12 protein-coding genes and 1 pseudogene are annotated in these 12,881 nt (G+C 74.9%); 6 read left to right on the top strand and 7 right to left on the bottom strand.

Annotated features, from left to right (window positions below):
* The first annotated feature begins 31 nt into the window (after window positions 1-31).
* Complete coding sequence (locus ACWDRR_RS08870; RefSeq protein WP_449771480.1) at window positions 32-520, top strand: glutathione peroxidase; 489 nt, start codon at window positions 32-34, stop codon at window positions 518-520.
* Between the two features lie 396 nt (window positions 521-916).
* Here ACWDRR_RS08870 and ACWDRR_RS08865 read toward each other — a convergent pair whose 3' ends face one another.
* Complete coding sequence (locus tag ACWDRR_RS08865; RefSeq protein WP_449771479.1) at window positions 917-1,639, bottom strand: SDR family oxidoreductase; 723 nt, start codon at window positions 1,637-1,639, stop codon at window positions 917-919.
* 96 nt (window positions 1,640-1,735) lie between these two features.
* On the opposite strand from ACWDRR_RS08865, the gene ACWDRR_RS08860 reads away from it, so the two are divergent.
* Window positions 1,736-2,701, top strand: a complete 966-nt coding sequence (locus tag ACWDRR_RS08860) for an AraC family transcriptional regulator (protein ID WP_449771478.1) — start codon at window positions 1,736-1,738, stop codon at window positions 2,699-2,701.
* A gap of 78 nt (window positions 2,702-2,779) precedes the next feature.
* Here the strand turns inward: ACWDRR_RS08860 and ACWDRR_RS08855 are convergent, their stop codons facing one another.
* Window positions 2,780-3,565, bottom strand: coding sequence for a sirohydrochlorin chelatase (locus ACWDRR_RS08855; protein WP_449771477.1), 786 nt, complete (start codon window positions 3,563-3,565; stop codon window positions 2,780-2,782).
* On the bottom strand, window positions 3,562-4,689 hold the full coding sequence (locus ACWDRR_RS08850; RefSeq protein ID WP_449771476.1) for a uroporphyrinogen-III synthase: 1,128 nt from the start codon (window positions 4,687-4,689) through the stop codon (window positions 3,562-3,564). Before ACWDRR_RS08850 ends, ACWDRR_RS08855 begins: the two co-directional genes overlap by 4 nt.
* Window positions 4,690-5,250: 561 nt before the next feature.
* Between ACWDRR_RS08850 and nirB the strand changes: the two genes are divergently transcribed.
* From nirB to ACWDRR_RS08835, 3 genes are all read left to right on the top strand, one after another.
* Window positions 5,251-7,848, top strand: coding sequence for a nitrite reductase large subunit NirB (gene nirB / locus ACWDRR_RS08845; protein WP_449771475.1), 2,598 nt, complete (start codon window positions 5,251-5,253; stop codon window positions 7,846-7,848).
* Window positions 7,845-8,222 carry a nitrite reductase small subunit NirD gene (gene nirD, locus ACWDRR_RS08840; RefSeq protein ID WP_449771474.1) on the top strand — a complete coding sequence of 126 codons (378 nt, stop codon included), beginning with the start codon at window positions 7,845-7,847 and terminating at the stop codon, window positions 8,220-8,222. The genes nirB and nirD overlap by 4 nt, the downstream gene beginning before the upstream one ends.
* 94 nt (window positions 8,223-8,316) lie before the next feature.
* A complete protein-coding gene (locus tag ACWDRR_RS08835) occupies window positions 8,317-9,696 on the top strand; it encodes a nitrate/nitrite transporter (RefSeq protein WP_449771473.1) in 1,380 nt (459 codons plus the stop codon).
* Between the two features lie 28 nt (window positions 9,697-9,724).
* Here the strand turns inward: ACWDRR_RS08835 and ACWDRR_RS08830 are convergent, their stop codons facing one another.
* The 4 genes from ACWDRR_RS08830 to ACWDRR_RS08815 all read right to left on the bottom strand — a co-directional run bounded on the left by ACWDRR_RS08830 (window position 9,725) and on the right by ACWDRR_RS08815 (window position 12,692).
* The gene (locus tag ACWDRR_RS08830; protein WP_449771472.1) at window positions 9,725-10,951 is read right to left on the bottom strand and encodes a PP2C family protein-serine/threonine phosphatase; all 1,227 of its coding nucleotides are present in this window, start codon (window positions 10,949-10,951) and stop codon (window positions 9,725-9,727) included.
* Between the two features lie 93 nt (window positions 10,952-11,044).
* Window positions 11,045-11,296 carry a hypothetical protein gene (locus ACWDRR_RS08825; protein ID WP_449771471.1) on the bottom strand — a complete coding sequence of 84 codons (252 nt, stop codon included), beginning with the start codon at window positions 11,294-11,296 and terminating at the stop codon, window positions 11,045-11,047.
* A 140-nt stretch (window positions 11,297-11,436) separates the two neighbouring features.
* Window positions 11,437-12,282, bottom strand: coding sequence for a hypothetical protein (locus ACWDRR_RS08820; RefSeq protein ID WP_449771470.1), 846 nt, complete (start codon window positions 12,280-12,282; stop codon window positions 11,437-11,439).
* A gap of 89 nt (window positions 12,283-12,371) precedes the next feature.
* The gene (locus ACWDRR_RS08815; RefSeq protein WP_449771469.1) at window positions 12,372-12,692 is read right to left on the bottom strand and encodes a hypothetical protein; all 321 of its coding nucleotides are present in this window, start codon (window positions 12,690-12,692) and stop codon (window positions 12,372-12,374) included.
* Between ACWDRR_RS08815 and ACWDRR_RS08810 the strand changes: the two are divergent.
* Window positions 12,685-12,881: pseudogene (locus ACWDRR_RS08810) on the top strand (hypothetical protein); the annotation flags it as partial. The gene ACWDRR_RS08815 and the pseudogene ACWDRR_RS08810 overlap by 8 nt on opposite strands.

Raw genomic sequence — 12,881 nt, 5'->3', positions numbered from 1 at the left:
CCCGACACCCGACCATCCGAAGGGGACTTCCGTGAGCCTGTACGACATCCCGCTGCGCACCCTGTCCGGCGAGGCCACCTCGCTGGGCGACTACAAGGGCAAGGCGCTGCTGATCGTCAACGTCGCCTCCAAGTGCGGCCTGACGCCCCAGTACGCCGGCCTGGAGCGGCTCCAGGAGCGCTACGCCGCGCGCGGCTTCACCGTGCTGGGCTTCCCGTCGAACCAGTTCGCCGGGCAGGAGCCGGGCAGCGCCGAGGAGATCCAGACCTTCTGCTCCACCACCTACGGCGTCTCCTTCCCGCTGTTCGAGAAGGCGGACGTCAACGGCGACGACCAGCACCCGCTCTACGCCGAGCTGACCCGGACCGCCGACGCCGAGGGCCAGGCCGGGGACGTGTCCTGGAACTTCGAGAAGTTCCTCGTCTCGCCCGACGGCACCGTGGCCGCCCGGATCCGCCCCCGCACCGAGCCCGAGTCGGCCGAGGTGATCGCCGCGATCGAGGCCGTCCTGCCGGCCTGATCCACCCCGCCACTGCGCGCGGGCCCGGGGCTGACGCCCGGGCCCGCGCGCAGCCGTGCCCGCCGGGAGAGCGTCCCGGCGGAACCCTCCCCCGGTCGCCGTCGCGGTCCGCCCCGGCCGAGCCGGGCCCGCCGACCGCGACCCATCGACCCGGCGCTCACCGCGAGCCGCTGCCCGGCCCCCCGGTCGAGGCGCCCGACGGACGGGTCACGGCCCGACGGTTCCGGTCCCACACCTCCGGCCCGCGCGCCGACATCCGCCTCGGCCAGCACCGGGGCCGCACCGGGACCGCACCAGACGCTGACCGGGCTGATCCGCGGCGAGGAGCTGATCACCGAACTCCGGGGCCGGCCACCGCTCCGTCGACCGCGGCCACGTCCTCCTCCGCCCGGGCCGTCAGGCCAGTGCGGCTCCGCCGTCGAGGGTGAGCACCGTGCCGGTCGCGTAGCCGTTGCCCAGGAGGTAGAGGTAGGCCGCCGCAGCCTCCTCGGGGCTGCCGACGCGCTGCACGGGAAGTCCGTCGCCCTGCGCTCGGAGGAAGGCCTCCGGCTCGGGCACGGTGCTGTCCCAGAGCTCGGTGCGGATCGCGCCGAGGCGGACCGCGTTGACCCGCAGTGGGGCGAGTTCCAGGGCCAGCGCTCGGGTCAGACCCTCGACGGCCGCGGTGATGCTCGCGCCGAGCAGGGCTCCGGGGACGGGCCGGGTGGCGAAGGCGCCGGAGGTGAAGGTGATCGAGCCGCCGGGGCGGAGCTTCGGCGTCGCGTACTTCGCGGCGAGCAGGGCGCCCCAGAAGCGGCGCTCGAAGAACGCCCGGGACTCCTCGGCGGTGAGGTCGGCGAGCGGCTTCAGCAGCAGGGGCTCGCCAGCCGTGTAGACGAGGTGGTCGAACTCGCCGATCCGGTCGAAGAAGGCGGCGAGCGCGGCCTCGTCGGCGACGTCCAGCACGATGCCTTCGGCCGGGCCGCCGAGCCTCCTCACCGCCCGGTCGACCCGGCCCCGGCTGCTGGAGGCGACGACCACGTTCGAGCCCTGGGCCGCCGCGGCCCGCGCAACGGCGAATCCGACGCCGGAGGTACCACCTATGACGATGACACGCGGGGTGTCTTCTGTGTTGTTCATGACGACGACGCTATGCGTCACGACCGAGACACTGAATGGCCTGAAGTCTCGATTCACTGTCCGATCGTCTCGATCGCAGCACGCTATGGTGAGTTCATGGACATCCTCAGCGACACGCTCGCGGCCCTGCGCACCGGACGTCCGTCCGTCGTCCGTACCGAGGCGCAGGCGCCGTGGGGTGTGCGCTTCCAGCCCATCGCGGGAGCCGGATTCCACGTCGTCGTCGAAGGGCACTGCTTCCTCCTGCCGGTCGGCGGCGAACCGACGGCCCTGGGGCCCGGCGACGTCGTGTTCCTGCGGCGCGGCACCGATCACGCCATCTGCGACACCGTCACCAGCGAGCCGGTCGCCTTCGAACCCGACCGCGTCGACACCTCCTCGCCGATCGGGCGTTTCACCGTCGAGGGCGACGGCGCTCGCACCGTGCTGGTGTGCGGGGCCTACCACCTCGACATCGACCGGCCGCATCCGCTGCTCGGCGACCTCCCGGAGGTCATCCACTTCCCGGCCGGCCCCGGTCGCCATCCGGCGCTGCGCTCGGCGGTCGACCAGCTCTGCGCCGAGATGCACCGGCCCCAGCCGGGTTCGGACTCGGTGGTCACGGCACTCGTCGATCTGCTGCTCCTCTACATCCTGCGGTCCTGGTACGCCGAGTTGCCCAGGGAGCAGACGCAGGGCTGGGCCTCGGCACTGAACGACCCGTTGATCGCCCCCGCGCTGAAAGCGATCCACGACGATCCGGCGCATCCGTGGACCGTCGAATCGCTGGGGAGCCGGGCCGGGCTGTCGCGCGCCACGTTCGCCCGGCGGTTCACCGCGGTGGTCGGCGAGCCGCCGCTCAGCTACCTGACGACGTGGCGGATGGCCATCGCCGCGAGGATGCTGCGCGAGACGGTCGACTCGCTGAGCACCGTGGCCGAGAACGCCGGCTACACCTCGGAGTTCGCGTTCGCCAAGGCCTTCAAGCGGCACTTCGGCGCCCCGCCCGGCGCCTACCGGCGGGAGCGGCGGACGGCTTCGGCCTCGGCTTCGGCTTCGGCTTCGCTGTCGGTGCCGGTCTGAGTCTCCTGGGCGGGCGCCCGGGTTCTTGAAGCCTCGGGCGGGCGCCGGCGGCCCGGCACACCGGCGTTGCCGCGGCGCTCACCGCACGGGTGCCGGCCGCTCCGACCGTGTCCCCGGGGTCAGGCGTGCCTCGTCGTAGCGGGCGGTCACCAGGTGCGCCAGCGCGTCGTGGGTCCCGAGCGGGGCGGAGGTGACGCACGCGCCCGAGCGGGCGGCGCGGCGGGCGAAGAAGCCCGGGGTCAGCAGGTACTCCGCGACGGCGACCCGGGTGTGACCGGCGGTGCGCAGGGCGGCGACGGCCTCGGCGGGGGTGGGGCCGACGGCGCAGAGGTAGGCGGGGACGACCGGGGCGCCCCCGGGCAGGCGTTCGCGCAACAGGCGGGCCATCGCGGCGGCGTCCGCGTTGGCGGTGGGGTCGGTGGACCCGGCGGCGGCCAGGACGACGGGGTCGTCGCCGTCCCGCCACCCGGCCTCGGCGAGGCGGTCGGTGAGCGCGTCGGCCAGCAGCGGATCCGGCCCGAGCGCGCGGGCGACGCGGGCGCGCAGGTGGGGCGCGCCCGCGAGCGCCCCGGGCAGGTCGACGCGGACGTGGTAGCCGGCTCCGAGGAGCAGCGGCACGAGGACCACCTCGCCGCGCAGGCGGGTGAGCGCCTCGGCCAGGGAGGGGGAGGCGAGGTCGAGGAAGCAGTGTTCGACCCGCAGCTCGGGACGGAGCGCGCGGACGCGGGCGACCAGCGCCGCCGTCGCGGCGACGCCTTCGGGGTCGCGCGTGCCGTGGGCCACCGCCAGCAGGGTCGGCGGAGTCGGCGGGCGGCCCGGCGCGGCGGTGCGCGGGCCGGGCGTCACCGACCGGGTGCCCGTCATACCTCCACCAGCCGGTAGCCGCGCTTGGGGACGGTGCGGACCAGGTCGCCGTGCGGGCCCAGCGAGGCGCGCAGGCGGGCGATCGCGGCCTCGACCGCGTGCTCGTCCGGGTCCGAGTCCGCCCAGGCACGACGGAGCAGCTCGGCGCGGCTGAGCACCCGGCCCGGCCGCTCCGCCAGTGCCCGCAGCAGCGTCGCGCCCTTCGGCGAGAGCCAGTAGCTCGCCCCGTCGACCAGCAGCGCGCTGCCCTGCAGCACCAGGTCCCGGCCACCGACCCGGAGGGCCCGGCGGCTGCGGGAGGGGAGCGTCTCGGTCAGCGTGCGGACCAGCGCGCCCAGGCGGCCGCGCTCCGGCCAGACCACCGGGACGCCGGCGTCGACCAGCGGGCGGGCGCAGACCGGGCCGACGCAGACGGGCAGCACGTCGCCGCGCATCGCCTCCAGCACCTGCTCGTGCAGGCCGTCCGCGCCGGCCGTCTCCAGGAAGGCGGTGATCGCGGGGGCGCTGGTGAAGGTCAGCGCGTGGACCTCGCGGCGCACCGTCTGCTCGACCAGGCGGCGGACCAGGCCCGGGTCCTCCGGCGGGGCCCAGCGGTAGACCGGGACCGGGATCACCTCCGCGCCGCGTTCGCGCAGCGCGGCCGCGAAGGAGTCCAGTGGCAGGCCGTGCTCCTGGACGGCGATCCGGCGGCCCGTGAGCGGCCGGGCCAGCAGCCAGGTCAGCAACTCGTCGGTGGCCTCGGTGGCGGGGGACCACGTCTCGTCGAGGCCGCTGGCGCGGACCGCGCCGGTCGCCTTCGGACCGCGCGTGAGCACGACCGCGTCGCGGCAGGCGGTGGCGAGCTCCCCGCCCCGGCCCCAGCCGTCGGCCGCGCTCATCCAGCCGCGCCAGCCGACGCCGGTCGTCGCCACCACGTAGTCCAGCGGCGCGGTCAGGCACAGCTCGGTGGCGCGGCGCAGCGCGATGTCGTCCTCCAGCGGGAGGATGCGCAGCGCGGGTGCCTGGACCACCCGCGCCCCGCGCCGGGTCAGCAGCGCGACGAGTTCGTCGCGGCGGCGCGCGGCGGTGACGCCGATGGTGAAGCCGGTCAGCGGTGCGACGGCGGGGGGTGCTGTGGTGCTCATGGACGCAGAGTCGGGCCGGGGGGTTACCGGTGGATTGCCCGGCCGTCACGCGGGCGTTAGCGAATCGCCGTGGGGTGTTACGGCACATGTCCGCGAACCCACCCCGTCCCGGCCGCGGTGTGAGGGACGCGTACCGCGCGCGCAACACGGGTGACAAGGCGGCGTAACGCCCTGCGGTCATCGTCGTCGGCATGACGACCACCGCCATCGCCGCCACCGGCGCCACGGACCCGACGGACGCCACGGACATCCGCTGCCCGTACCGCTCCGCCGCGGTGCCGGGGCGGGCGGCGCGACCGGCCACGCCGCCGGTGCGCGACGGTCGCGGCGGGCCGGGACGAGGCGCCGGACCGGGTGGCCGCGGGCTGCGCCGCGCACGGCGCGGACGCCGCCCGTCCTGCGCGGGGGCCGCCCGGTCGGCGCGATCCTCGCCGGCGACCCGGCCACCGTCGGCGATCCGGTCAGCGTAGGCGACCTGGCCCGCGCCCAGGAGGGCGACGGCCCGATGCCCGACCACCCGATGCACCCGCTCACCCCTCACGGAACCCACGGAGCCCGCCGATGACGCTGATGACGTCCCCCCAGACGGACCGCCGACCGAAGGACCTGGTCCTGGTCGGTCACGGCATGGTCGGTCAGCGCTTCCTGGAGGCGCTGACCGAGCAGCCGGGCGCGGCCGAGTGGCGGGTCACCGTGCTCGCCGAGGAGCCGCGTCCGGCCTATGACCGGGTCCACCTGACCTCGTGGTTCTCCGGCACCACCGCCGAGGAGCTGTCGCTCACTCCGCCCGGCTTCCTGGCCGCGCACGGGATCGACCTGCGGCCCGCCGACCCGGCCGTCGCGATCGACCGCGCCGCGCGGACCGTCACCACCGCCTCCGGCCGGGTGCTCCCCTACGACGCGCTGGTCCTGGCCACCGGCTCCTACCCGTTCGTCCCGCCCGTCCCCGGCCACGACGCGGCGGGCTGCCACGTCTACCGGACCATCGAGGACCTGGAGGCGATCCGCGCGGACGCCGAGACCGCCCGGATCGGTGTGGTCGTCGGGGGCGGGCTGCTCGGCCTGGAGGCGGCGGGCGCGCTGACCGCGCTGGGCCTGGAGACGCACGTCGTGGAGTTCGCGCCCCGCCTGATGGCCCTTCAGGTCGACGAGGGCGGCGGCCGGCTGCTGCGCCGCAGGATCGAGGAGCTGGGCGTCAACGTCCACACCGGCGCCGGGACGCAGGCGATCCTCACCGGCGCGGACGACCGGGTGCGGGCGATGGGCCTCTCCGACGGCCGGGAGCTCCCCGCCGACCTGGTGGTCTTCTCGGCCGGCGTGCGGCCGCGCGACCAACTGGCCCGGGAGAGCGGCCTACCGGTCGGCGAGCGCGGCGGCGTCGTCGTCGACGAGCGGTGCCGCACCCGCGACCCGCACGTCTACGCCATCGGCGAGTGCGCGCTGGCCGCCGACGGCCGGGTCTACGGCCTGGTCGCCCCCGGCTACGCGATGGCCGAGACGGCCGCCCGCTCGCTGCTGGGCCTGGGCGGGGAGTTCACCGGCGCGGACACCTCCACCAAACTCAAGCTGCTCGGCGTCGACGTCGCCAGCTTCGGCGACGCGCACGGCGCCACCGAGGGTTCGCTCGACGTCCTCTACAGCGACAGCCGCTCCGGCGTCTACAAGAAGCTGGTGGTCGGCCGTGACGGGCGGCTGCTCGGCGGCGTCCTGGTCGGCGACACCGAGGCCTACGGCCTGCTGCGGCCGCTCGCCATCGGCGGCGAGCCGCTGCGGACGGCGCCCGAGCAGCTGGTGCTCCCGGCCGGGCTCGGTCCGGCCGCCGGGCCGATCGCGCTGCCCGACGAGGCCGTGGTCTGCTCCTGCCACAACGTCAGCAAGGGCGAGCTGCGCGCCGCCGTCCACGAGCAGGGCTGCGGGACCGTCCCCGAGGTCAAGAAGTGCACCAAGGCGGGTACCGGCTGCGGCAGTTGCGTGAAGCTGCTCGGCACGATCGTCACCGAGGAGCTGGCAGCGAGCGGCGTCCCGGTCGACAAGGGCCTGTGCGAGCACTTCGCGCACACCCGGGCCGAGCTCTACGAGATCCTCCGGGTCACCGGGATCGGCAGCTTCAGCGAGCTGATCGACGGCCACGGCAGCGGCGAGGGCTGCGAGGTCTGCAAACCGGTCGTCGCCTCGATCCTGGCCGGCCTCGATCCCGGCCACATCCTGGACGGCGAGCAGGGCTCGCTGCAGGACACCAACGACCACTTCCTGGCCAACCTGCAGCGCAACGGCTCCTACTCGGTCGTACCGCGCGTCCCCGGCGGCGAGATCACTCCCGAGGGGCTGATCGTCATCGGCGAGATCGCCCGGGACTTCGGGCTCTACACGAAGATCACCGGCGGTCAGCGGATCGACCTCTTCGGCGCCAGCGTCGACCAGCTGCCACCGATCTGGCGCCGCCTGGTGGACGCGGGCTTCGAGTCGGGGCACGCCTACGGCAAGTCGCTGCGCACCGTGAAGTCCTGCGTCGGCGAGACCTGGTGCCGCTACGGCGTTCAGGACTCGGTCGGGCTCGCGATCGAGCTGGAGCTGCGCTACCGGGGGCTGCGTTCGCCGCACAAGCTCAAGTCGGCGGTCTCCGGCTGCGCGCGCGAGTGCGCGGAGGCCCGGGGAAAGGACTTCGGCATCATCGCCACCTCGGCCGGGTGGAACCTCTACGTCGGCGGCAACGGCGGCATGACCCCGCGTCATGCGGACCTGCTCGCGGCCGACCTGGACCGGGAGACGCTGATCCGGACCATCGACCGCTTCCTGATGTTCTACATCCGCACCGCCGACCGCCTGGAGCGCACCTCGGTCTGGCTGGACCGGATCGAGGGCGGCCTGGACCACGTCCGCGCCGTCGTCGTCGACGACTCGCTCGACCTCTGTGCCGAACTCGACGCGCGGATGGCCCGTCACGTCGGCGCCTACCAGGACGAGTGGGCCGCCGTGCTGGCCGACCCCGAACGGCTGCGCCGGTTCACCTCCTTCGTCAACGCCCCCGGCACGCCCGACCCGGCCGTGACCTTCGTGCCCGAGCGGGGCCAGATCCGCCCCGCCCGCCCCGACGAGGACGGGCGCATCCTCGCCCCGGCGCTGATCGCCGGCCCCCGACTGGAGGTACGTACCGCATGAACGACACGGTGGAACTCTTCGACGGCACCGGGTGGACCGGGGTCTGCGCGTACCGGGACCTGTGCCCCGGGCGCGGCGTCGCCGTGCTGAGCGAGCGCGGCGAACAGGTGGCGGTCTTCCGGGACCGCGCCGGCGAGCTCTACGCGGTCGACAACCGCGACCCGTTCAGCGGCGCCCAGGTGCTCTCCCGCGGCATCCTCGGCAGTCGCGGCGGTGCGCCCACGCTGGCCTCGCCCATGTACAAGCAGGTCTTCGACCTGCGCGACGGCCGCTGCCTGGACGAGGAGACCGCCCCCGACGGCACGCCCGCGGTGCTGCGGGTCTGGCCGGTGCGCCGCTCACGGCGCGAGCCGGCGGGCGTGCGCGAGCCGTAGCACGCCCGAGCGGCGGGGAGGCGTCCCGCGAAACCCGCCGCTCGTAGTGTCTCTCGCACAACTCCCCATCCCCTGAACGAGCGGGTGACTCCTGATGAGCACAGTCGTCGGAAGCGAAGACACGACCGCCGAGGCGGTGGACCCGGGCCGGGTGCGCGGCATCACCGACTGGCGTCCGGAGGACCGGGAGTTCTGGGACCGGACCGGTGCCCGGACCGCCCGCCGCAACCTGGTCTTCTCGGTCCTCTCCGAACACATCGGCTTCTCGGTGTGGAGCCTGTGGTCGGTCCTGGTCCTCTTCCTCGGCCCCGAGTACCACATCGACCCGGCCGGCAAGTTCACCCTGACCGCGCTGCCCACGGCGCTGGGCGCGGTGCTGCGCCTGCCGTACACCTTCGCCGTGGCGAAGTTCGGCGGCCGCAACTGGACGGTCTTCAGCGCCCTGCTGCTGCTCGTGCCGACCGTGCTGGCCGGGATCGTGCTGCACCCCGGCGTCCCGTACGGGACGCTGCTCGCGGTGGCCTGCGTCGCCGGCGTCGGCGGCGGCAACTTCGCCTCGTCGATGGCGAACATCAACGCGTTCTACCCGCAGCGGCTCAAGGGCTGGGCGCTGGGCGTCAACGCCGGCGGCGGCAACCTCGGGGTCCCGGTCGTGCAGCTGGTCGGCCTGCTGGTGCTGGCCACCGCGGGCGCGGCCCACCCGCGCCTGGTGCCGCTGGTCTACCTGCCGCTGATCGTGCTGGCGGCCCTGGGCGCGGCGCTGAGGATGGACAACCTGCCGGCCCTGCGCAACGACAGACGCGCGCTGCGCGAGGTGGCCCGGGAGCCGCACGCCTGGGTGATGTCGCTCCTCTACATCGGCACCTTCGGTTCCTTCATCGGCTTCGGCTTCGCCTTCGGGCAGGTGCTCCAGGTCCAGTTCCACCACCAGTTCGACACCCCGGTGAAGGCCGCCTACCTGACCTTCCTCGGCCCGCTGCTCGGCTCGCTGGTGCGGCCGGTGGGGGGCAGGATGGCGGACCGCTGGGGCGGCGCGAAGGTGACCCTCGGCGCGTTCGTCCTGATGGCAGCGGGCGCGGGGCTCGTGCTGGCCGCCTCACGGGCCAACTCGCTGCCGCTGTTCCTGACCGGCTTCCTGGCCCTGTTCGTCCTGAGCGGGATCGGCAACGGCTCGACCTACAAGATGATCCCGGCGATCTTCCAGGCGAAGGCGCACACCTCGGTCGCGGGCGGCGCGGACCCGGAGACCGCCTGGACCGGGTCCCGCCGCCGGGCGTCCGCACTGATCGGCCTGGCCGGCGCGATCGGCGCGTTCGGCGGGGTGCTGGTCAACGCCGCCTTCCGGCAGTCCTTCCTGACCAGCAAGAACGGTGACGCGGCGTACCTGGCGTTCCTCGCGGCGTACGCGGTGTGCTCCGTCGTGACCTGGGCCGTGTACCTGCGCCCCTCGGCCCGGCGGCTGCACGGGATCTGAGCCGCGGCCGGCGCCACCGGACCGGCGGTCAGAGCCGGACGACGACCAGGGCCGTGTCGTCGGTGGCGCCGCCGATCGGCAGCAGGTCGTGCAGGAGGGCGTCGGCGAGGGGTTCGGGGGCGCTCCCGCGGTGGCGGGCCAGGGAGTGGGCGAGGCGGGCGAGGCCGGTGTCGATGTCCTCGCGGCGGCGTTCGACCAGCCCGTCGGTGTAGAGCACGAGCGTGTCGCCCTCCCCGAAGGCCACGGTCGCCTCCGGGCGGGGGACGGGGTAGGGGCGGGCACCGAGCGGGGGGTCGGTGGCCCGGTCCAGGAACTCGACGGTGCCGTCGGTGTGCAGCAGGGCGGGCGGGGGGTGGCCCGCGCTGCTGTAGCTGATCCTGTGCGTGCCCCAGTCGATGTGGGTCTCCACCGCCGTGGTGCTCTCGGCGCCGTCGACCGAGCGCGCGTACAGGCCGAGCACCTCCAGCGCCTGGGCCGGCCCGTCGGCGACCAGCGAGGCCGCGCTCAACGCGCTGCGGAGCAGGCCCATGACGCAGGCGGCCCGGAGGCCGTGGCCGACGACGTCGCCGACGGCCACCCCGATGCGGTCACCGGGCAGGTCGACCAGGTCGTACCAGTCGCCGCACACGTTCAGCGCGCCCACGGCGGGCCGGTAGCGCACGGCGGCCGGGTGGTGGCCCACCGGTCGCGGAGCGGGCAGCATCGCCTCCTGAAGGGCGAGAGCCACCTCGCGCTCCCTGGCGTGGGCCTGCCGCAGCCGCTCGTTGACGTCCTGCAGCTCGCGGGCCCGCGAGTAGAGCTCGGCCTCCAGCACCCGGGCCCGGCCGCCGCCCGGGCGACCGCGGGCCGTGATGAGCTCGGTCACCTCCTCCACCCGGTGCACGAGCAGGACCACCCGGCCGTCGGACCCGAGCACCGGAGCGTTCACCGGACTCCAGTACCGCTCCGTCCAGGTGCCCGGCCGCTCCGGGGACTCGACGTCGTAGCGCTGCAGCGCCATGGCGTCGCGCTCGCCGGTGTCCAGCACCCGCAGGAGCGACGCGCGCAGGTTCCGCACACCGTTCGCCGTGGCGTCGTTCGGGTTGTCGGGGAAGACGTCGAAGAGGTACCGGCCGATCAACGCGGCCCGCGGGCGGCCCGACACGCGGAGGTACTCCTCGTTCACCTCCGCGTACACCAGTTCGGGGGTCAGCAGCGCCACCATGCCGGGAAAGGCCTGGAAAACGGCCGCATAGTCGATGTCCGCGCCCTTCATGCTCCGCCTGCCTCACCGTGCGCCGCAGTCTTCCGGTTCAACGATAGGAGCAGGACGGGGACGCCGCCCGGGCCCCGGCCCCGGCGGGGTGCCTCACTCGCGTGACCACTCGGTCTCGGCCTGGGGCTCGCCGACCGCGTCGGTGCCCTCCCAGAGGCGGATCCTGACCGCCCGGGGGCCGGGAGCGGGCGAGGAGAGCGTGCGCACGAACACGTCGCGGAGGTGGTTGGCCGCCTGCTGGGGCGGCCCGTCGTACGCCACGGGATTCTGCGCCGGGGCGCCGTCCCGCCGGAGCCAGTGGCCGTCGTCGTCCTGGGTCTCCAGTACCCACCGGTAGTGCCGCATCCTGGCCTCCTGTGCCGACGATCCCGCCCGGAACACGACCGTATGAGCCGGACGGGCCGACGGCGACCGGTGGACGACCGGCGGACGACCGGTGGACGCCGACGCCTCGGCGCCCGGCCGGCTCCGGCGGTCCCGAGAGCTCAGGGGCAGTGGTACGGGAACGAGGCCGTCGCGGTCCGGGGGGCCGGGGAGAGGATCTCCAGGGTGGCGGTGGCCTGGAGCGAGCCTTGGCCCTCGAAGCTCCAGCGCAGCACCAGGTCGGTCCGGTGGGCGCCGGAGCCGACCTCCTGGGTGATCTCGCCGGAGGTGGTGCCGTCGCTGCGCAGCCAGCGGTAGCGGATGGTGCCGGCGCCGCCGTTGGTACCGACCGCGGCCGTGATCACCGCCGTACCGCCGCAGCCCGGGCCCGCCGGGTCGGTGGTCACACCGATGCCGGTGACCGCCAGGGCGGGCGTGGTGAAGCGCCAGAACAGGAAGGCCAGCACGGCCAGCAGCACGGCCACCGGCACCAGCCACCGCCACACCCGGCGGCGGCGGGGCGCCTCCTGCGGCTGCGGCACGGCGGTGCCGTGCCAGACGGCGGCGGCCTGCGGCGGGACACCGGGGCCGAACCGACGCAACTCACCCGGGGCGAGCGGCTGTTCGCGCGGCGTCGGGTCGACGGGCGTGGTGGTCTCCGCCGGCTCCGGTGCGCCGCCCCAGACCTCGGGGTCCAGGAACGTCGCGCTCGCGGCCTCGGTGCGGTCGAGCCGGACGGTCTCGTCGAGCCGGGCGGTGGCCACGGTGTCGGGTCCGAGCCGGGCGGTGGCCACGGTGTCGGGTCCGAGCCGGGCGGTGGCCTCGGTGTCGTCGAGCCGGACGGTGGCCTCGGCGTCGGGCCCGAGCCGGAGCGTCCGGTCGGCGCCCTCCGGACCGGCGGCGAGTCGAACGGTCGGGTCTGCGGCCGCGCCCGGTGCCGGGGCGGAGTCGGGGCGGGGCGTGGACATGGCTGCTCCAGAGAACGCGGCAGGGAAGGGTCGTCGGGGACCGGACAAGTGGCGGACCGGGCAGGTGGCGGACCGGGGACCGGTACGGGTCAGCGGGGCGGGTCGCAGAGGTAGGCGGCCATCGTGGCGGACGTCTTGCCCGGCTTCGCCGCCGCCGGCGTCGTACCGACGCTCACGCCCCAGGTCGGGAAGGTGTCGGCCGAGCCGAAGTCGTGCGGCCGGGTGACGGTGGCGCGGCCGTCACGGATCACCACCGTGTCGGTCGCGACGGTGACCACCGCTCTGCCCGAGGTGTGGAACCAGTTCAGCGTCAGGGTGCCGGTGCCCGTGCCCTGGGCGACCACGGTGACGGTCGCGGTCAGGCTCCACCGGCCGCTGCAGGTCAGCGAGTCCAGGTTCACCGTGGTCACGGCGATGGTCGCCGGGGCGACGGTCGCCGTCGGGGTCGGGGTCGACGTGGCCGTCCCCGTCGGTGCGGGGGCGGTGGAGGCGGGCGGGGCCGACGGGGGCGCGGCCCCCACGGTCGCGGGCAACCAGACGGTCCGCGCCGGGGGGATCCTCCGCGAGCTGTTCACCGCTGACGTCGACCTGATCGGCAC

Source organism: Kitasatospora sp. NPDC003701, assembly GCF_053587085.1.
Note: the sequence above shows the minus strand (reverse complement) of the source record. Positions and strands in the feature narration are given on the sequence as shown.